The organism is Bacillus cereus group sp. Bce019, from assembly GCF_051781745.1.
Taxonomy (GTDB): Bacteria; Bacillota; Bacilli; order Bacillales; family Bacillaceae_G; genus Bacillus_A; species Bacillus_A cereus.
Genome location: NZ_JBPWJX010000001.1, coordinates 418,344 through 439,539, shown reverse-complemented (window position 1 = coordinate 439,539; position 21,196 = coordinate 418,344). Strand labels below are relative to the sequence as shown.

Below are 21,196 nucleotides of genomic sequence, written 5' to 3'. Positions count from 1 at the left end.
ACATCAGTAGGTGTTAGCCTACTGATGTTTTGATTTACTTTATATAAGTTTATGCACAGCTTGTATAAAAATGTCTCCTCTTTCTTCAAATGTTTTAAATTGATCCCAGCTTGCACACGCTGGAGAAAGAAGAACGACATCACCATCTTTAGAATGAGCATAAGCTTTCACCACTGCTTCATCTAAAGTATCGACACTTTCAATTATATCTAATCCCGCTTTTTCTGCCGCTCTTACTAGTTTAGGAGCTGTTTGTCCAAATGTTACAATCGCTTTTACATTTTTGAAATACGGAATTAAATCATCGAATTCATTTCCGCGATCAAGCCCACCTGCTAGTAACACAATCGGTTGTGTAAACGCAGATAGTGCTTTCTCAGTCGCTAACATATTCGTTGCTTTTGAATCATTATAAAACTTACGGTTGTTAATCGTTGTTACATATTCTAAACGATGTTTTACACCCGTAAAACGTTTTAACACGACCGTAATTGCTTCATTAGAAGTACCTAATAATTTCGCAATACTCATCGCAGCTAAAATATTTTCTAGATTATGTTGACCAGGTAAAACGATATCGCTTACTTCAATAACTTTTTCACCTTTGAAATAAAGAGCGTTATCTTTTATACACGCACCATCTTCAATTTCTTTCGTTGTCGAAAACAGGATTTTTTGACCTTTAGAATACGCAGACAAAGCCATCACATCTGCATCATCCGCATTTATTACACTATAATCATTTTCTGTTTGGTTTTTAAAAATATTTGCTTTTGCTAAACCATATTCTTTCTTCGTCCCATGATAATCTAAGTGGGCCTCAAATAAATTTAAAAACGCAGCAATTTTAGGTTGGAACAATTCTACTCCCATCAATTGAAACGATGAAAGTTCTGTAACTACAACTTCATTTTCTTTTGCATCCTGTGCTACTTCACACGCTACAGTTCCAATGTTCCCTGCAATTACAGGATGCTTTTGTCCTTCTTTTAGCATTTCAAATGTCAGCATTGTCGTCGTCGTTTTACCGTTAGACCCCGTAATCCCAACAAATGGTGCTTCTGAAATACGATATGCTAATTCAACTTCCGTAACAATCGGAATTTGCTTTTCTTTCGCAGCAACTAATATTGGATTAGAATACGGGATTCCTGGATTTTTTACTACAAGAGAAATATTTCTCTCTAATAATTCTAAAGGATGACCACCGCATACAACGTCCATTCCTTTTGCTTGTAATTCTGCAGCAAGTACATTCTCTGCTAAAGGCTTTCCGTCATTTACAATAACATTTGCCCCTAACTTTTGTAACAATGTAGCTGCTGCATAACCACTTTTTGCAATGCCCAATACAAGAATATTCTTATTTTGAAATTCAGTTACAGTTTTCAATTACATCCACACCCCGATATAAATTCCTAACACAGCTAATAAAAATCCTGCAGACCAAAACGTCACAACAACACGCCACTCTGACCAACCACATAATTCATAATGATGGTGTAATGGACTCATTTTAAAGACACGTTTTCCTGTTGTTTTAAATGAAATGACCTGAATGATAACCGATAAAGTTTCCATTACGAATACTCCGCCAATAATTACAAGTAGCAATTCTTGTTTTAATAAAATCGCTACAGCTGCAATGGCTCCACCTAAAGCTAATGAACCTGTATCTCCCATAAACACTTTTGCTGGATTCGCATTGAATACTAAAAATCCAAGTACAGCTCCTACAACTGCCATACAGAATATCGCTACTCCAAATTGCTCTTGTGCCACAGCAATAATACTAAATGCTCCAAATGCAATAGCAGCTGTTCCTGATAATAAACCATCTAAACCGTCAGTTAAGTTAACTGCATTTGATCCACCAATAAGCATAAATAGTACAAGTACGAAATACGCCCAACCTAATTCAAACTTAACATCCGTTCCCGGAATCATGATGTATGTGTGGAACGCTTGCCCTTTTCCAATTAAAAAGAATGCAATAGCAATAACAAGCTGACCTACTAATTTTTGCTTTGATGTTAAACCAAGATTTCTCTTCTTAACTACCTTTATGTAGTCATCTAAAAATCCAATCAATCCGTAACCAAACGTCACTAATAGTAATAACGAAACCTCTGCACCTAAATAATTAAACTTAATCGCCATAATAAGTGAAGTTACCATCATAGATACGTATATGACGATACCACCCATTGTCGGTGTCCCTGATTTTTTTTGATGTGACTTTGGTCCCTCATCACGAATACTCTGTCCGAACTTTAATTTTCTTAAAAATGGAATAAACAATGGCGAAAGGGCAACAGAAATTAAGAATGCTACCCCAGCCGTTACTAATAAACCTTGCTCAAGCACATGTAGTCCTCCTCTCACGTTGTTACTCTTCGTTGTTTAAACGCCCTGTAATTGCTTCTTTAGCAACTTCACGATCATCGAAATGATGAACTTCTTTACCAATAATTTGATACGTTTCATGCCCCTTACCAGCAATAATAATGATATCATCTGCTTTCGCTTTAGCGATTGCATGGTGTATTGCTTCTTTTCTATCAATGATCATTTCATAATTTTTCCCGCTTGCACCATGTACCATATCATCTAAAATAGCCGCTGGATCTTCACTTCTTGGATTATCTGATGTATAAATTGCGTGAGTTGCATATTTTGTTGCAACACTTGCCATTATCGGTCTCTTCGTTCGGTCCCTATCGCCACCACAACCAACGATACAATACACATCACCTTTTGCAAATTGTTTTGCAGTTTTTAATACATTTTCTAAACTATCTGGCGTATGTGCGTAATCAACAATAACTGTATAATTTTGCCCTCCATCAACAACTTCAAAACGTCCTGGAACCCCAGCTAAACCCTTTATAACAGCAATGATCGTTTCTAATTTCACACCCGAAACAAGTCCTGCTGCTGTTGCTGCAAGTACGTTATATACATTAAATTTACCTATTAATTTCATCGTAACATTTACACTTTCATATGGTGTGACAAGCGTAAATGTAGTCCCGCCACTCGTCATAACGATATTTTTTGCCATAATGTCACTTGTTGTATCAATACCATATGTTACAACTGTTGCTGCAGTACTTCTCATATACTCTTCTGTTACATTATCATCGCTATTCAGCACAGCGTACTTTTCACGATTATGATTATAACTATTGCCAAGCTGTGCAAATAGTAACCCTTTTGCATGTTTATATTCTTCCATCGTTTTATGATAGTCTAAATGATCTTGTGTTAAATTCGTAAACACCGCTACATCGTAATCACATCCGTGTACACGACCAAGATCTAACGCATGTGACGAAACTTCCATTACCGTACTGTCCACACCTTGTTCAACCATTTTTGAAAACGTCTGTTGAAGTGTTAGTGCATCTGGTGTTGTATTTTTCACCTCAAATGTTTCATCACCGATTTTCATATTAATCGTTCCAATTAGCCCTGTTTTATGACCATGTGCTCGCATAATCTCATCCATAATATGCGATGTTGTTGTCTTTCCATTTGTACCTGTAATTCCGATTAAATGTAACTTGTGTGTCGGTTGACCATAAAAATAATCAGCTAAAACCGCTAACGAACGAAAAGTATTTTTCACAAGTACAACTGGAACGTCAACATCAATTGGTCTTTCCGCAACAATAGCAGCCGCTCCTTGTGCCGCTGCTTGCTTAGCAAAATCATGGCTATCAACCGTATATCCTTTCATACATACAAATAAGCTTCCCTCTTTCACTTTACGTGAATCAGCTTCTATAGATGTGATTTCTGGATTTTCTTTTGGAACAACTGGAAAATCATGCAAACATGATACAAGTGTATGCAACTTCATTTCACTAAACCCTCTCTACATTGTTTATTTATCTTTTTTTCAGTAAGCAACACATTACCTCCTATATAAGGAGGTAAGTGCTACTGACCTATTTATGAATGAGACACTTACTGTCTCAAATTAAGTAACTGTTCTATAAAGAACTCACTTCCACCAATTGTACCATAAAACGTACTATGTTACCTTTAATTCCCGAAGTAAATTCTAATTTTTGAGCCTTCTTTTACTTTAGCTCCCGCTTCTGGTGATTGTTTAATTACTTTCTCTCCATCTCCACTTATATCAAGCTTCAAATCGACGAGTTGTGTTTGTAAGTCTTTCTTTTTCATTCCAATTAAATTCGGAACTTCCACAGTTGGTGTATCGCCCCATTTATATTCTTTCTCAACTTGTTCTTTTCTCGGTTTCACTCCCATAACAGGAAGCGCATCTCGAAGGATATTCCCGACAATCGGAGCTGCTACCACTCCACCAAACTGTGTAACCCCTTTTGGATTATCAACAGCAACATACACAACAATCTCTGGATCATCCGCTGGAGCAAATCCGATAAAAGATACTATATAATTATTCTCTAAATATTTACCATCTTTCACCTTTTGAGCAGTACCCGTTTTTCCACCTACACGATATCCATCAATATAAGCACCTTTACCAGAACCTTTCGCTACAACATTCTCTAATGCATAACGAACTTTTTCTGAAGTTTCCTTGGAAATAACTTTTCTTTTCTCAACAGGTGTCTTTTTACTAACAACTTGATTATTTTTCGGATCAATAAACTCCTTAGCTATATACGGCTGATACAATGTTCCACCATTCACAGCCGCCGCTACAGCTGCTACTTGTTGAATCGGTGTAACAGAAACCCCTTGGCCGAATGAAGTTGTTGCTTGCTCTACTGGACCAACTTTATCTAAATTAAATAAAATCCCACTGCCTTCACCTTGCAAGTCAATTCCAGTCTTCTGCCCAAAACCAAAATTACGAATGTATTTAAATAATCGGTCTTTACCAAGGCGATCACCAAGTTCAATAAATCCCGGGTTACATGAGTTTTGAACGACTTCTAAAAACGTTTGACTGCCATGACCTCCTGCTTTCCAGCATTTCAATCTAGCTCCACCTACTTCAGCTGCTCCATCATCATAAAACGTATCCTTCTCTAAGTCTACTAAATTTTCATTCAATGCTGCAGCTAATGTAATGATCTTAAATGTTGAACCAGGCTCATACGTACTCCATACAGGTAGATTTCTGTTATACACTTCTGGAGAGACACTTTGAAAATCCGCTGGGTCAAAACTCGGTCGACTAGACATACCTAAAATTTCACCATTTTTAGGATTCATTGCAATCGCAATCATACCGTCAGGATTATAAGTTGACTCCGCAATATTCATTTCTCTTTCCATAATCCTTGTAATACGCGCATCGATTGTTAATCCTAAATTTAAACCAGCTTCTGGCTTTTTGAAATCATCACCAACATTAGGCATCCTTTGTCCTTTCGCATCTGCAAAAAAACGCACATGACCTTTGTCCCCATTTAGCTCTTTATCATAATATTTTTCTAGTCCCATAAGACCTTGGTTATCGCTACCTGCAAAACCTAATACATGTGATAAAAAGTTTCCAAATGGATAGTACCGGATAGAATCCTCTGCGATATACACGCCCTTCAAACTTAATCCTCGTACTTCTTTCGCTTTGTCATGTGATATTTTCCTTCCGCCTTTATCTAACCTTACAATCGATTCTTTTTTTGTAATCCTTTTATAAATCTCATCTTTTTCCACACCTAATACTGCAGCTAACTTCTCTGCAGTCTCTGCTGGTTTTTCAATTTGCCTCGGTACAACAAAGACAGTTGGAGCACTTTTATTCGTGGCAAGTTCCACACCATTTCGGTCTAAAATTTTCCCACGTTCGGGTTCAAAAGTAATATTACGACTCCATGAATCTTTCGCACGATCCGTTAACATATTCCCAAGAAAAAATTGCACATATCCAAGACGAATATCGATAATAGTGAAAATAAGTATACCTGATATAAGTATAAAAATAAGTCGTTTTCTAACTGTTACATTTGATACACGCATATCGGAACAAGCCTCCCTTACGCCTAGCTTGTTCCAATATATGCTTGTACTTATTTAATTAGAACTTATTCTCTTTTACCATTACGGCTTTTCTGCTTCTTGCTGTGGTTCGAGTGGCGGTACGAGTGTGACACCTAATTCTGTACCAGGTTGTAATAATGTTCCTTCCGCCACACTTTGTTCTGTTACGTATCCTGTACCAGAAGGTTTCAAGTTAAGCTGTAATGTCTTCGCTAAATTCATAACATCACGCAGTGCCCATCCTTGTATATTTGGCATTGTAGGCTTATCTCCTACCAAGAAGACTCGGTCGCCTTTTAATGTTTGTTCAGTCGCTTTTGGTACTTGTTGCTGTACTTTCCCTTCACCTAGTACGATTGGACGAAGTTTTGCTTTATCAATCGCTTTCCCCGCTTCAGCCATCGTTTTACCAGTTACATCTGGAACAGTAGTTTGTTGTTCTTTCAGATGTTTTTTCGGATCTTTCACTTCATTTGGCTTAATCTTTAAATACTCTAAACTATTTTTTGTTACATATTTAAAAATATCAGCTAAAGGTTGTGCGCCGTTCTCATCATCTTTTAATTTCGGCTGTTTAACAGCTACATACACGACAAGTTGTGGATCGTCCATTGGTGCCATACCTAAGAATGAGAATATATAATTCTGTCTTCCTGTCATATAGCCGCCTTTTCCATCCGGAATTTGCGCTGTACCTGTTTTACCACCAACTGAATATCCATCAATTTTATAAGCTGTCCCTGTACCTTTCGGAGATGTAACAACACGTTCTAATAACTGTCTTACTTGCGCTGCTGTTTCCTTTGTAACAGGTTTTCCTACTTCTTCTGGCTTATGTTCTAATTTTACTTTGTCTGTTATCGGATCTACAATTTTATCAATTGCATAAGGTTTCATCATTTTCCCATCATTTGCAATGGCCGTTGCAGCTTGTACAAGCTGAATTGGTGTTACAGTGGAACCTTGTCCAAAAGCTGTTGTCACTTGTTGTATTTGCTGATCAAATAAAATTGTATTCGATCCTTCACCTGATAAATCAATGTTCGTTTTTTCATCTAATCCAAAACTATGAATATATTTTCGGAAACGTTCTGGACCAAGTTTTTGATCTCCTAAAATTGCAAACGCTACGTTTGAAGAACGCTCTACCCCTTCATCAAACGTGATAGAGCCCCAACCAGCACCGCCATTATGATCTTTTATTTTCCTATTTCCGACTTGATATGTCCCGGATTGATAATAATCTTGTCCTTTGTACACACCTTCATTAATAGCTGCCGCTAACGTAAAAATTTTCATTGTTGATCCAGGTTCAAATGCATTGGCAATCGCGTCATTGAAGAAATATTTAATTTGGCGATCATTAGGGTCATAACTAGGTTTAGTAGACATCGCTAATATTTTCCCAGTTTTCGGATCTGCAACAATCCCTATTAAACTTTCTGGCTCATATTGCTTACTTGCTGCTTTCATCGCGTCTTCTAAATAACTTTGGACACGTTGATCAATTGTTAAATAAGCATTATCTCCATTTTTAGGTGCCTTTACATTAACTTTTCCCCCATCAAGGGACACACCTTTACGATCACCTGTATATGCTACTTCTCCGTTCGAAGCACTTAAGTATTTATCCAAGCTTTTCTCTATGCCAAATTGACCTACCGAGGTTCCATTCTCATTTGGTTTTGCATGACCTATAACGTAAGATGCAAAATCACCGTTTGGATACACCCTTGCATTTTCTGTAATAAAAGATATTCCCGGCAACTTCAACGCTTCTATTTGTTCCTTCTTTTCTTTCGTCAAATCCTTGCCTAACGTTCCAAATTCGACTTGACTTCTACCTTCCTTGTTTAAAGAAGCTAAAATATCCTCTTCGCCTTTTCCAAGTACTCCTGCAATTTTCTTTGCAGTATCTTCTTTATTCTCAACTGAGTTAGCACCTTTTAGTGCAGCTACCATTTTGTAAGAGTTTGCGTCTTGCGCTAACACATGACCGTTTTGATCATAAATGGTTCCTCGGTTCGCTTCAAGAACTCCTTTTTTACTATGCTTTTGTTTAGCAAGTGCATCTAAATCCTGATTATGAACGGTTCCTGTTGATTGTATGTAAAAAAATCGGGCTAATAACAGCAAAAAGAGCAGGAGGAAAAATATCATAAAATAACCTGCTCCCTTATTGGTATGAAATTTAGTCATATTCTTCTTCATCGTTCCTTCACACCTATTGCCTTATTTGAGGCCTTTCACATTATTCGCATTAATTTCTAGCCCATGTTTTTTTGCAACTTCAGCGATTCGTTCATAGCGACTTAACTTCTCTACTTCAGCTTGTAATTCTTGATTTTCTTTTTGCTGCTGTACAATTTTTTCTTCTATCGTCGCTGCTTCTACATTAACTTGATAAAGGCCTGCTTTATTTCCAATAAACGCGACACAGGCATACAATAAAAAGCCAATAAACGCTACATACAACAGTTTTTCGATTCTTGTAATTTTCGCTTTAACCTTCGGCTTAGCCATCTGCTGTGGGGGCGTTTGAATTTGCACCTCTTCTTGCGCTTGTTGTTTGTACTTTACAGCTAAATTAGTCATACCTCTCTCTCCCTTTTATCGTTTTTCAGCGATTCTCAACTTCGCAGAACGCGCACGATTATTTTCTTCTAGCTCTATATCAGAAGGTAAAATCGGTTTTCTTGTAATAAGCTTTAATTTCGGCTTAAATTCATCAGGAATAATCGGTAATCCTGGCGGCAATTGTGGCGTTGTACTATTTCGCTTAAACGTTGTTTTACAAATACGATCTTCTAATGAATGGAATGTTATAACACTAACCCTTCCACCTGGCTTAACCATCTCAATAGCAGATTCCAATGCTTCTTCAAATACTTTTAATTCATCGTTTACAGCTATACGAATTGCCTGAAACACTCGCTTAGCAGGATGCCCACCCGTTCTACGAGCAGGAGCCGGAATACCTTCTTTAATTAGCTCTACTAATTCTCCTGTCGTTTCAATAGCTTTATTCTCACGATAAGCTTCAATTTTTCTTGCAATTTGTTTTGAAAATTTCTCTTCACCGTATTGGAAGAAAATCCTTACAAGTTGTTCATATGACCAGCTATTTACAACATCGTACGCTGTTAATGGGGCATCTTGATCCATCCGCATATCTAGCGGTGCATCATGATGATAACTAAAGCCTCGTTCTGGTGTATCTAATTGTGGGGATGAAACACCTAAATCAAATAAAATACCGTCTACTTCTGTTATACCTATTTCCTGCAGTTTTTCAGCTAAATAACGGAAGTTACTCTTTACTGTTATAAACTGTTCACCGTATGAAGAGAACTTTTCTTTCGCGTTTTGAATCGCTATCTCATCTTGATCAAACGCTATTAATTTTCCACCTTCAGTTAATTGGGATAATAAATAAGAACTATGTCCTCCTCCCCCCAGTGTACAATCTACATATGTACCATCTGGCTTTATATCTAAGCCGTCTACTGTTTCCTTTAAAAGCACTGTTACGTGTTTAAACATTGTTGCACCTACTCTTTTTCCAATTAATTATGTTGAATGTATCCCTTCCTCTAAACACATATTTCACGCTTAGAGAATGAAATAATACGAAAGAACGACTCATTTAACTTACCAACAAAGGCAACATACTATACAAATCGCTATTTTCTTTTATTATATACTAAATTTTATCATCTTTTGCGGGAATTTAAATAAAAAACTGTCGAAAAAGCGAATAATACGTTTACATTTTGTGCTATTTTGTCATATATTTAAGTATCCAACACAATTGCCATATTTAACACTTTTTTGATTGATAATTCAGAAAAAAATCACTTCACAGTAAATTCAACGGAATAAAAATAAAATCCTGCTCCAAAGAGCAAGATTTTATAGTTTTATAACATGATGTTTTCCGTCCCAAGAAAAAGGGTTTTCCATTACACGATCAACGAAATCCAAACCAAACTGATTTAAATAATAACATACATTCCACACACGTTCTTGCGGTGCACCTAATGGACGAAGTGCGAATTGTATACGGCGGAATTTATTTAGCTGAACCTCATACTTTTTCTCAACATTTCTTTTCAACATTCTTTCCAGCAGTTCAATTTGTTCATTAATTTTCAATTCGTTTTTCCCTGCAAACGCACCTAACCCTGGCTCTATTTTCTTTACAAATTGCTGTAAAGATGTATGAATATCGGCAATTTCTTTTTTCGCCTTTTCAAAATGATCATCAATCGGTTCCTCTATTTGATTAGACAACCAGTTTTCACGCAATTTATCGACATCATTTAAAAACGGATCACTTTCTCTCAATTGCAAATCAAATAAATCCGTCGCTATATCTCTCTCCACATAAGTAATTGTAAGACGAGGAACGACAGGTGGCATTTGAAAACCGACAGTATGGAATACTTGTTGTAATTCACTCCAATAAGCTAATTCTCCTGGACCTCCAATAAATGCGAGCGTAGGAAATACATACTCTTGCATAAGAGGACGTGTTACAACATTATTACTAAAACGTGCCGGATTTCTCTCCATCTCTTCAATCAACTCTTCGTATGAAAAGGAATGCGCCCCATCCTTCCCAACAAACTTACCTTGTTGATCTTCAAGCAATACTCGTTCATTATCTATTTCCATGAATATATGCACTGCATGAGACTTCGTTTCAATAATCGGTTTGTATCCTAGTTCTTTAATTACTTCTTGCTGATTACGAAGCCCCTCTTGTACCTCTTTATACTTACTTATAATTCGCTTGAAAAATGGAATTTCTAACTTTCTTAATTCAGGATGATGTGAATCAACAAGGATTAAACCAGAATTAGCAAAGATTTTCGTAATAAGATGAGCAAAGAAATCTACATACGTATTCGATTTTTTCAAAGCATCATCAACAAATTTTAATACATCCTTTGTAAAATTTGTTTCTGGGTATGTTTTAAAAATCTCTTCAATCCAATTTCTACAATCTTCAACAGAAAGTTCAGACTCAGAAGCACTCGCCTTTTTCGGATTACGGTCATAAAAAATAGTTTTTTTCATCTTTTTATTTTTCGCTACAAAAGTATGGTTAATCTCATCCATATCATGGTCTTCACCCGCAATCCAGAAGACAGGGACAACTTTAACTCCTAAACTTTCTTCCTTTTCCTTTGCAAGCTGTAAAATTGAAATAACTTTATGAATTGTATAAAGCGGTCCAGTTAATAACCCTGCTTGTTGTCCAGCTATAACAACATATGTATTTTCATCTCCAAGCGCTTTTACATTTTGAAGTGTAGATTCTCCCGCTTGTAATTTTGTATTATATTCTAATAAATGCGCTACTAAATCTTGGCGGAAAAACTCCCTTTCACGCAAATCATGTAAACGTTGTTTAAAAGCATCTTCTGTTAACATATAATCAAAACATGACTGTATCTCTTTTTTACCGTTCATATAGTCCGCTACAACACCTTGTTGCGGAACAGAGATTTCTTTTATCTCCATATAATTCTTCCTTTCGTATCCAGTTCTCTCACCAATCCACATTGTAGTCAATGTTTCACGTAAAAGCAAAGAATAACACTTATACTCTTGTTTCTAACCCTTTTATTGCATCGAACAAAAATTGAAGTGTCGGAACTGGTAGTTGCTGTTTCTTAGCTTCTTCTAATACATATCCAACAATCGCATTAATTTCCGTCTGTCTATTCGCTCTTACATCCGCTAACATAGAGGATGTATTACGAGACGTTCCTTCACACACATTTCGTACCATTTGCCATACCATTTCTTTTTCTCCTCTAATAAGAAATGCGACCTCCTGAAACACTTGCTCCATCATTTGATAAAAAAAACGATTCGTGATTAATTCACCATTCTTAACTCCCAATAGTGCTGTCAATGGATTGATACATACATTTACTACTAATTTTTTGTGCATAATCTCTTCCCAATCCGTTTCTATTTGAACTGGAAAATAAGTAACAGGAAAATAACGGAATATTTTCTTGAAATGTATAGATTGACCACAAACCACTCCAAATTTTGTTACCCCTATCCCAGTATGATGAACGATATGCCCTCCCTCTTTTTTCGCACCATGTTCTACAATACCAACAGCTATATTTTCACTCCCTATTTTCAGCACCTTTTGAAGATGCGACATTCCGTTTTGCAAAAAGATTAATGATGATGCCCCTTCCACAAACGGTAGTACGTCATCTATATGATATTGCTTCACAGAAATAAATATATAATCTAAATTTTGTGCTACCATACTTTCTATCGGTAAAACAGATGGATATACTGTTTCACATCTTCCATCTCTAATACAAGTTACACCTGTTTCATTCAACTCTTCAGCCTGCTTAGCCGTTCTTGTAAACAACGTAACATCTTGGTTACTTTTTTGTAAATAAAATGTATACAATAGACCAATAGCACCTGGTCCGACAATTCCAATTTTCATTTTCACACAAGGGATTCACATTAAGCGCCCTTGCCTCCCCTCCTTTTTATATCTTTTTAAAGTACATGAGCACGCCCTATAATTTCGTTGTCCTCTGTCAAACAAATACACTCTCTTTTTTCGCTATGTATAATACTGCCTATTAATACACTTATACTCTTAGTTTAGCAAATCCTCAAAAAAATAATAAAAGAAATATACTATCTTCTTCATAAAAATAAAAAAATGAGTTATAATATTATTGTAAATATTTTTACTTTTCTGCATTCAACAAGATAACAAAAGGATGTGATGTAATGGGATTCCCAAAAGTTGAGCGCTTGCTCATCAATTATAAAACGTTAGATGAATTCAAAAAATTTAAAGGGTGCGGAGCCCAAGAACTATCTATGCTGGAAGAATTGCAAGCAAACATTATTGAAAACGACAGCGAATCTCCATTTTATGGCATTTATTATGGTGGATCACTAATCGCACGTATGAGTCTATATATGAAAAGAAACGGCGGAGAACCATTCGAAATTACAGGTCCTTACCTAGAACTTTATAAACTTGAAGTATTACCAACTTTTCAAAAACAAGGATTCGGGCAAATGCTTGTAAATCATGCGAAACAAATGCAATTTCCCATTAAAACAATAGCACGTATTCATTCAGCTGGTTTTTGGGATAAATTAAATTTCAACCCCGTATCAGTAACTGATGGTGATTTTTATATTTGGCATCCAGAAACAAATTTGAATGCGGTTACAAACGAAGAATCGGCTTAAAAAATAAAAAAACAGCTGTATAACAGCTGTTTTTTATTTCTTAAGCTTCTCTAACTTCTCATTCGAGCGAGCATTGTTTCTTTCCGCTACCATTACACTTCTTTTTTGATCGATATAATCAAGTAATGTTCTATACTCTTCTTCATATACTGATAATCGCTCCAGAAGGCGCTCTCTTTCTGTTTGTAATGATTCAACTTGTTGTTGCAACACAGTTAAAGAGTTTTCATCTTTATAATTTTGCAAGAAATCAATAACATCATTCAACGTAATTGACGTAGGTTCTAACACCTTTGTCTCTTTCACTTCATAATGTTCTACTTTACGAAGTTGCTTTGCTTCCTCAATACGTTCTTTATATTGCTTTCTTACGTAAGAATTCCATCTAAACCCACATGCTGCTGGTGTACGAGATAAATTTTTTCCCACTTCCTTAAAGGCAGAAAGTTGTGTTCCACCTTCTCGAATATGCCGGAGTACTACTTCTGCCAGAAGCAAATCTTCATCATCAGTCCAAGCATCTTGTCTTGTTGTCGCCATCTCTCTAGTCCTCCCTATGCATTTTTTATTAAGCATATGCAGTTACTAGAAAAGATAGAATACAACAACTAAAGATTAAGACAAAAAAAAATAAACGCAGAAGATATCTTCTGCGTTTATTTTCCCGCAATTACTTGCTGATTACTTCTTTACCTTTGTAAGTACCGCATGCTTTACATACACGGTGAGCTAATTTCGCTTCACCACAGCTTGGGCACTCTACCATACCAGGTACTGATAATTTGAAATGCGTACGACGCTTTCTTTTTACTGTTTTAGAAGTTCTTCTAAAAGGTACAGCCATTCTTCCCACCTCCTTAAAAGAAATAGTTATTTTCATATGAAGGCCTGAACCAGTCTTCCGATTATTTGTCAAAAAACTTTGCAAGTCCTGCCAATCTTGGATCAACAGTCTTTTCTTTGTCTTCTTCCGAAATCACTTGCCAGTCTTGACCTTGCGTCGGTGCTCCACCAGAAACATCATCACTGAAAATTTGCATTGGAATCTCCAAAAGTATATTTTCCTTGATTACGGGCAGTAAGTCAAGTACTTCTCCTTCTAAAGAATGAATTTCAGCTTCAGTTTCAAATTCTTCTTGTGAAGTTTGGAACACCTCAGTTGTTTTAATGTCAAATGGTAATGTCACATCTACTAAAGAGCGAGAACATGGTAAAACCATGCTTCCAGTTATATGTAGATGAAACGTAAACTTACCGGAGCCAAAATCAACTCTTCCCGTTACATGAACAGGATTAATTTCACGAATATCTTTCTCGACCTCTTTTAGCTCACTTACATCTACCATCTCATCCAATGTCAATCCTTTATTTCTCAATTTATTCAATTGATGGATGGACCATTTCATATCATATCACCTCAAGGCAACAAACAAAATTATAGCTAGCCATTTTATATTTGTCAATGTTTTTTCTTTACACTATAATGAAGTCATCATAGTAAATAATATATAGAGTATCACGTTTTTCAAAAAGATGCTACATCGAAAGGAGAGATTACCATAAAAGCTGGTGGTATTGTTGTTGAATATAACCCTTTTCATAACGGTCATCTTTATCATGTGCAACAGACAAAAAAGTTAACACAATCCGATATAATAATTGCCGTTATGAGTGGTCCTTTTTTACAGCGTGGTGAGCCCGCACTCATTTCCAAATGGTATCGCACTAAAATGGCCTTAGCAAACGGCGTAGACCTTGTTGTAGAGCTTCCATACGTCTTTGCAACACAAAAGGCTGAAACCTTCGCAAATGGTGCTATTTCCATTTTAAATGCCCTACGTGTTTCCGAAATTTGTTTCGGTAGTGAGGATGGACAAATCGAAAATTTTTATAATACCATCTCCATACAAAAAAACGAAGAAGAGACTTTTAACTGCCTTGTAAAACAATTCATGGACGCTGGTAATAGTTATGCAAAAGCAACATCGGATGCTTTCTCACACATTTTAACATCTGAAAAAAACATAGATATGTCACAACCAAATAATATTTTAGGCTTCCAATATATGAAAGCAATTCTGTCACAAAATAGCTCTATACAAGCTCAAACTATAAAAAGATTTGCCTCTCATTATCATGATGAAACATTTAATGACCAACATATTGCAAGCGCGACAAGCATCCGAAAACAACTCTTTAGCGAAGAAGGATCATTTACAACAATTGAACCTTTTCTCCCACAGGCAACCACTTCGCTTTTAGCAAATTACAAACAAAACTACGGGATATTACATAATTGGGAACAATACTTTTCATTTTTTAAATATAGACTCATGACGATGTCTCCAGGGGACTTACGACATATATATGAAATAGAAGAAGGTTTAGAGCATCGTATTTTATCAAAAATACAAAACAGTTCCTCCTTCTATTCATTCATGGAAGCATTAAAAACAAAACGTTATACATGGACTAGATTACAAAGAGCTTGTACACACATTTTAACAAACACAACAAAAGAGGATATACATAGCGCAAATATAGAACAACACGCACCATATATTCGCCTGCTAGGCATGTCACAAAAAGGACAAACTTACCTTTCAAAAAATAAGAAAAAAATCGAACTTCCAATCCTTACTCATACAAAAACATTCGACCATGCCGCTTTAGATATAGAGAAAAAAGCAAACTCTGTATATTTCTCCATCATGCACGAACCGTTACGCACACAACTATTAAAACAGGATATAACACACCATCCTATTCGCTATGATGAAACAACTACAAAATTCCTATAAAAAACCTCTCTATTTCAGAGAGGTTTTTTCCTTATCCATCTTTTCTAAATATGTTAACGCATCATCCAGCGTATCCACTGGTACAATTTTCATTTTTGTTTTAATATCCTTTGCAGTCTCAAGTGCATCTTTATAGTTCGATTTCTCCGCACCTTTTTCATTTGGCGCAAAGAACACTTCAGCCCCAGCATCGCTAGCAGCCACCACTTTTTGATTTATACCACCAATCGGGCCCACTTCTCCTTTTTCATTAATTGTACCTGTTCCAGCTATTTCATGTCCTTTCGTTAAGTCTTCTTCCACAAGTTGATTATATATTTCTAATGTGAACATTAAACCTGCGGATGGTCCACCAATTTCATTAGAATTAATTTTCACTTTCGGATCGACCACTAGTTCTCTTTCCGTAACGATAGAAACACCTATACCGACACGTCCATTCCCATTAGGAATCGTCTTTACATTTAAATTCTCTTTCAATTGTTTTCCATTTCTCATGTACTCAATACTTACAGCATCATTTTCTTTTTTCCCTGTCATATATTCAATAAATTGCTCCGTCTTTTCAAATGTTTTTCCGTCAACAGCTATAATAACATCACCAAGCTTAAGCTTTCCTTCTGACGGCATTCCTTTTGCCACACCAGCAACTAATACACCTTTATTTTCAAAAGATACTGAGCGATTTGCACGTTTATATGCATTATAAATCGCTGCATTTTGTGAATCTTTCATCGCATAATTTTGGCGAAATTGATATTCTTCATCACTCTCACCTTTTTGCAATATTTCTTCCGCTTTCGAAATATGTGTATATTTATTAAACTGTGCCGCTATTAAATTCACCACATTTGCTGGTCCCATTGAAACCGTAACAAGCATAAAATCACCAGATTCTTTCGTTCCACCCTCAACTTGAACATAAGGCTCTAATTTGGCAGCCATTCCTGGTTTTGTTATATAATACGGTAAACGTACGTAAACAAGTAACATCGCCAATATAACCCCTATTAAGATTGCATATATAAACCGAAAACGCTTAAACATTATGTTTCTCCTTCCACTGCTCAATTAATAAATAAATATTTGAAATATGTTTTTCTGCTTCTACTTCTCCAACTCGAATAATGTCTTCAATGTTTGTAAAAGCACGTGAACTAAATTGCTCTACAGCTGGTCGCATCATTAAATCCGATGCAATTTGCCGATTCATTACAAGCTCATGCTGCATAATTTCAATACTTTGCATGATTACGTCATAAATGGACGTAACATCGCCATTTACCTTAATTGGAGATACATCAACAGCGATAACAATATCGGCCCCTAACTCTTTCACAACCGATACTGGGATGCGATCAATGACTCCACCATCCACTAATAATCTTCCATCTATTTTTTCTGGTACAAACACTCCAGGAACAGATATGCTAGCCCTCACCGCATCTGCAACTGGCCCACTTGTAAAAACCACTTTTTCCCCCTTCAATATGTCAGTAGCCACAACAGCCGTCGGGATATCTAACTCTTCTAAATTTTTATTATATGTAAACATTTTAATCATATCTTTGACACGTTTTCCAGCAATAAATCCCATTTTCGGTACCGTGAAATCTAAATAATACTTCCGCTTAAAAACAGATGCCAATTTATACAATCTTTCAACGTTACTACTTGCCGCATAAAACGTACCTATTAGCGCCCCCATACTACTTCCTGCAATCATGTGAATAGGGATACCCGCTTCCCTTAAAACCTTTATTACACCAATATGAGCAAACCCTTTCGCTCCTCCAGACCCAAGTGCTAAACCAATCTTTGGTTCTTTCATTTTTCTCACCCTTTAATTTTTTTCATTCCTTTTTCATACTTATGGTCTAAATTCACTACGTATCCACGTATACTGAAATGAACGTTTTTTGGGACAAAGGGGGATTTACTTACATGTATGAAAAATGGAAAACCGCTTTCCTTACCATATCAACGCTATTTTTAACCTTTTCTCTTGTACTCCACCCCCAAGCCGCTTTGCAAGCTTCTATTCGTGGGTTAAATATATGGTGGGAAGTTGTATTCCCTTCACTACTACCGTTTTTCATCATTGCGGAACTTCTAATTAGTATCGGTGTTGTAAAATTTATTGGCGTTATATTAGAACCACTCATGCGCCCACTTTTTCGCGTTCCAGGGATAGGCGGATTTGTTTGGGCGATGGGAATGGCTTCTGGTTTCCCTGCAGGCGCCAAATTAAGCGCTAGACTACGAAAAAGCAATCTTTTAACTCAGATTGAAGCGGAGCGCCTCGTTTCTTTCACAAATTCTTCTAATCCACTTTTTATTTTCGGTGCTGTGTCTATCGGTTTTTTTAATAATCCGAAATTAGGAATTATATTAGCCGCTGCCCATTATTTCAGTAACTTTGCTGTCGGATTAATTATGCGTTTTTACGGCGATAATACCGCTTACAAAATTAATACACACACTACAAAAAAACGTCGCTTTCAAAACCCTTTTTTAATCCTTCACGAGACACGCTTACAAGAAAAAAGACCAATTGGTAAATTACTTGGGGATGCCATTGTTTCTTCTATTCAAACATTACTTATGATTGGCGGATTTATTATTTTATTCTCTGTGTTAAATAAAATGATTACTGTATTTCACATTACAGCAGCTCTTTCTTTTATTATGCAACATATTTTATCATTCTTCCAACTAAGTACAGATTTTAGTATACCTATATTATCAGGTATTTTCGAAATGACACTCGGAAGCCAAATGATTAGTCAAATAAATGAAACACCGCTCTTACAACAAGCTATGGTAACAAGCTTCATTTTAGCATTTAGTGGTCTTTCTATTCAGGCACAAGTTGCTAGCATATTAGCTGAAACAGATATCCGATTTAAACCCTATTTTTTCGCACGAATTATTCAAAGTATTCTTGCCCCTATTTTTACATTTGTATTTTGGACACCATTTTATGAGAAAGTGAGTTCTTTCTCGCCTATGCCAAAAGATATTCCTGTATTTTTATCCGAACATCCTTCTATACTACATGAAATTTGGACATCTTTTATACATTATGGACCAATTTTCACATTATTTTGTCTATACTTATATGTTATTTTATTATTTTTGCGCACATATAAAGAAAAACCCCGTTCACTTTAACGGGGTTTGAAACTTTTCTTTTAAAGCACGTTCTACAATAGGAGGTACAAGATCTACTACACTTCCTCCATACCTCGCAACTTCTTTTACAATACTCGAGCTTAAAAATGAATATTGATTGTTTGTCATAATAAAAAATGTTTCAATATTTTCATCTAATTTTCGATTCATAGAAGTAATTTGCATCTCATATTCAAAATCAGAAACTGCTCGTAAACCACGTAATATTGCATTTGCATTACGCATTTTTGCATACTCTACTAATAGCCCACTATGTGAATCTACTTTTACATTCGGGATATCCTTTGTCGCTTCTCGAATTAATTCTAATCGCTCTTCAACTGAAAAGAATGGTTTTTTTGATGAATTGTTTAAAACGACTACGTACACCTCATCAAATACTTTTGCTCCCCTTTTAATAATATCCAGATGCCCAAGGGTAATTGGATCAAAACTTCCTGAAGAAATAGCTATACTTGTCATTCTGTCCCCTCACCTTCATACTTATAAATCGATATTGCAGTAATCCCATAATTCTCAGCTCGTACTTTTACAAGCCTTCCTATTGAATTAGGTAAAACTACATCATTACCATGCTCTGCCATAATTAATCCATCACTATGTAGCAATCCATGTTGATCCATTATACTAATTAAAGATACAATTTTTTGCTCTTTATATGGAGGATCTATCAATATAAGATCGAATGACATTTCACGTTTTATTAGCGCCTTTACTGCACGTTCAGCATCATTTCGATATACTTCAGCTTGTTCCTGTACTCTACAACTTTCTAAATTTTGATGAATTACTTTTATCGCTTTACTATCCCGATCAACAAAAATTGCTTTATCAATCCCTCTGCTCAAAGCCTCAATTCCAAGACCACCACTACCACCAAATAAATCAAGGGCGATACCACCATCAAAATAAGGACCTATCATATTAAAAATAGATTCTTTTACTTTATCTGTCGTTGGACGTGTTGTATTACCAGGAACCGCTTTAAGTGGGTGTCCTTTACATTTTCCTGAAACTACTCTCATCTGTTGTCACTACCTTTATTTCAATCTATCGAGCGATTATAGAAAGCCATTCCCACTTCGGTAACCGTTAACAAACCACATTCACCTAACTATAGGAAAACTCGGCCTCAAATAACCTCTCGTTATTTTTATGTATTCATCTCATCATTCACTAATATGAACCCAATATGTATATTAGTTCCACTTTATCTTTTTTATCCTATCACAAAATAAAAAAAAGAAAAATAAAAAGCCCAACATAAAATTTAATTTCATTATGTATATCTTCATTTAGATTGGACATAAATAATTATAACAACATCACCTTCGATGTTGTTGCCAACCGCGGAGAAGACTTACGTTTCCCCATAAGTTCTTCCTCCGGTTTCTCCTCTCCCTTTGCCTTCTTACTAGTACATGCTAGTATAAGAAGGGCCCTGCTATGCAGGGTTTTTTTTCTTTGTGTGCTTTTCATTTAAAAAGTGAAATGGTACAGTAAAAGAAAGAGGAGGAAAAGATATGATTCAACGCTTTATAGAACTTGGAGAAGGCTACTCTGATTTATATGAATTACTTGAAATTGCCAAAACAAATCAAGAACGTATAGCACATATGTTACAATTTGAAACGATAAAAAACGATAAAAAAGTATGTTCGCTTGTTGTAATATTAAAACCAACTACTACTGGTGATTTCCAACCATTATACATATGTCGTGAAGGCATTCCTGTATTTGAAAATAAAAAAAGTAAACGTGTCATTTTATTTGAAGAAACGGCAGAACAACTCGGAAAAAAAGTGGCTACCTTTACTGTAAAACCATCTACAACTTTCCCAGAAAAAGAACTATTTTTTAATCATTTAATTGGTATTTTACGAATGAACAATTTCATTCCTCCGATGAAATAACACGTTATTTCAAGTGAAAAATCCCCGGCTAAATTT

At 35.9% G+C, this 21,196-nt stretch carries 20 protein-coding genes; 4 read left to right on the top strand and 16 right to left on the bottom strand.

Going from position 1 to position 21,196, the window contains the following annotated elements:
• Positions 1–39 precede the first annotated feature (39 nt).
• The 9 genes from murD to panE form a co-directional block, all read right to left on the bottom strand.
• The gene (gene murD, locus ACS2QP_RS02465; protein WP_000860115.1) at positions 40–1,392 is read right to left on the bottom strand and encodes a UDP-N-acetylmuramoyl-L-alanine--D-glutamate ligase; all 1,353 of its coding nucleotides are present in this window, start codon (positions 1,390–1,392) and stop codon (positions 40–42) included.
• Complete coding sequence (gene mraY, locus ACS2QP_RS02460) at positions 1,393–2,367, bottom strand: phospho-N-acetylmuramoyl-pentapeptide-transferase (RefSeq protein WP_000893060.1); 975 nt, start codon at positions 2,365–2,367, stop codon at positions 1,393–1,395.
• A gap of 22 nt (positions 2,368–2,389) precedes the next feature.
• Entirely contained in the window at positions 2,390–3,865 is a 1,476-nt protein-coding gene (gene murE, locus ACS2QP_RS02455) for a UDP-N-acetylmuramoyl-L-alanyl-D-glutamate--2,6-diaminopimelate ligase (protein WP_153580575.1), read from the bottom strand.
• Between the two features lie 185 nt (positions 3,866–4,050).
• The gene (locus tag ACS2QP_RS02450) at positions 4,051–5,967 is read right to left on the bottom strand and encodes a stage V sporulation protein D (RefSeq protein ID WP_001266234.1); all 1,917 of its coding nucleotides are present in this window, start codon (positions 5,965–5,967) and stop codon (positions 4,051–4,053) included.
• Between the two features lie 81 nt (positions 5,968–6,048).
• Positions 6,049–8,199, bottom strand: a complete 2,151-nt coding sequence (locus tag ACS2QP_RS02445) for a penicillin-binding protein (RefSeq protein WP_000739960.1) — start codon at positions 8,197–8,199, stop codon at positions 6,049–6,051.
• Positions 8,200–8,220: 21 nt separating this feature from the next.
• Positions 8,221–8,583, bottom strand: a complete 363-nt coding sequence (gene ftsL, locus ACS2QP_RS02440) for a cell division protein FtsL (RefSeq protein ID WP_000182804.1) — start codon at positions 8,581–8,583, stop codon at positions 8,221–8,223.
• Positions 8,584–8,598: 15 nt separating this feature from the next.
• A complete protein-coding gene (rsmH, locus tag ACS2QP_RS02435) occupies positions 8,599–9,531 on the bottom strand; it encodes a 16S rRNA (cytosine(1402)-N(4))-methyltransferase RsmH (RefSeq protein ID WP_000472508.1) in 933 nt (310 codons plus the stop codon).
• Between the two features lie 369 nt (positions 9,532–9,900).
• A complete protein-coding gene (gene bshC, locus ACS2QP_RS02430) occupies positions 9,901–11,517 on the bottom strand; it encodes a bacillithiol biosynthesis cysteine-adding enzyme BshC (protein ID WP_016125157.1) in 1,617 nt (538 codons plus the stop codon).
• A gap of 79 nt (positions 11,518–11,596) precedes the next feature.
• Positions 11,597–12,481 carry a 2-dehydropantoate 2-reductase gene (panE, locus tag ACS2QP_RS02425; protein ID WP_326263657.1) on the bottom strand — a complete coding sequence of 295 codons (885 nt, stop codon included), beginning with the start codon at positions 12,479–12,481 and terminating at the stop codon, positions 11,597–11,599.
• Positions 12,482–12,777: 296 nt separating this feature from the next.
• Between panE and ACS2QP_RS02420 the strand changes: the two genes are divergently transcribed.
• Entirely contained in the window at positions 12,778–13,251 is a 474-nt protein-coding gene (locus ACS2QP_RS02420; RefSeq protein ID WP_000506694.1) for an N-acetyltransferase, read from the top strand.
• A gap of 33 nt (positions 13,252–13,284) precedes the next feature.
• Here the strand turns inward: ACS2QP_RS02420 and ACS2QP_RS02415 are convergent, their stop codons facing one another.
• The 3 genes from ACS2QP_RS02415 to ACS2QP_RS02405 all read right to left on the bottom strand — a co-directional run bounded on the left by ACS2QP_RS02415 (position 13,285) and on the right by ACS2QP_RS02405 (position 14,657).
• On the bottom strand, positions 13,285–13,791 hold the full coding sequence (locus ACS2QP_RS02415) for an RsfA family transcriptional regulator (RefSeq protein ID WP_000246467.1): 507 nt from the start codon (positions 13,789–13,791) through the stop codon (positions 13,285–13,287).
• Positions 13,792–13,921: 130 nt separating this feature from the next.
• Positions 13,922–14,095 carry a 50S ribosomal protein L32 gene (gene rpmF, locus ACS2QP_RS02410; protein WP_001984764.1) on the bottom strand — a complete coding sequence of 58 codons (174 nt, stop codon included), beginning with the start codon at positions 14,093–14,095 and terminating at the stop codon, positions 13,922–13,924.
• A gap of 61 nt (positions 14,096–14,156) precedes the next feature.
• A complete protein-coding gene (locus tag ACS2QP_RS02405) occupies positions 14,157–14,657 on the bottom strand; it encodes a YceD family protein (protein ID WP_000872149.1) in 501 nt (166 codons plus the stop codon).
• 213 nt (positions 14,658–14,870) lie between these two features.
• Between ACS2QP_RS02405 and ACS2QP_RS02400 the strand changes: the two genes are divergently transcribed.
• On the top strand, positions 14,871–16,052 hold the full coding sequence (locus tag ACS2QP_RS02400; protein ID WP_438882114.1) for a nucleotidyltransferase: 1,182 nt from the start codon (positions 14,871–14,873) through the stop codon (positions 16,050–16,052).
• Between the two features lie 9 nt (positions 16,053–16,061).
• On the opposite strand, the gene ACS2QP_RS02395 is transcribed toward ACS2QP_RS02400, so the two are convergent.
• The gene (locus ACS2QP_RS02395) at positions 16,062–17,099 is read right to left on the bottom strand and encodes a SepM family pheromone-processing serine protease (protein WP_000476281.1); all 1,038 of its coding nucleotides are present in this window, start codon (positions 17,097–17,099) and stop codon (positions 16,062–16,064) included.
• Entirely contained in the window at positions 17,092–17,883 is a 792-nt protein-coding gene (locus ACS2QP_RS02390) for a patatin-like phospholipase family protein (RefSeq protein ID WP_000662588.1), read from the bottom strand. The genes ACS2QP_RS02395 and ACS2QP_RS02390 overlap by 8 nt, the downstream gene beginning before the upstream one ends.
• 113 nt (positions 17,884–17,996) lie before the next feature.
• Between ACS2QP_RS02390 and ylbJ the strand changes: the two genes are divergently transcribed.
• Positions 17,997–19,226 (top strand): sporulation integral membrane protein YlbJ, encoded by a 1,230-nt coding sequence (gene ylbJ, locus ACS2QP_RS02385; protein WP_000273082.1) that lies wholly within the window; start codon positions 17,997–17,999, stop codon positions 19,224–19,226.
• Here ylbJ and coaD read toward each other — a convergent pair.
• Complete coding sequence (gene coaD / locus ACS2QP_RS02380) at positions 19,218–19,709, bottom strand: pantetheine-phosphate adenylyltransferase (RefSeq protein WP_000200601.1); 492 nt, start codon at positions 19,707–19,709, stop codon at positions 19,218–19,220. The two genes, ylbJ and coaD, sit on opposite strands and share 9 nt — an antisense overlap.
• Positions 19,706–20,272 (bottom strand): 16S rRNA (guanine(966)-N(2))-methyltransferase RsmD, encoded by a 567-nt coding sequence (rsmD, locus tag ACS2QP_RS02375; RefSeq protein WP_001266978.1) that lies wholly within the window; start codon positions 20,270–20,272, stop codon positions 19,706–19,708. Before rsmD ends, coaD begins: the two co-directional genes overlap by 4 nt.
• A gap of 498 nt (positions 20,273–20,770) precedes the next feature.
• On the opposite strand from rsmD, the gene ACS2QP_RS02370 reads away from it, so the two are divergent.
• Positions 20,771–21,160 carry a DUF7147 family protein gene (locus tag ACS2QP_RS02370; protein WP_000616017.1) on the top strand — a complete coding sequence of 130 codons (390 nt, stop codon included), beginning with the start codon at positions 20,771–20,773 and terminating at the stop codon, positions 21,158–21,160.
• Positions 21,161–21,196 lie beyond the last annotated feature (36 nt).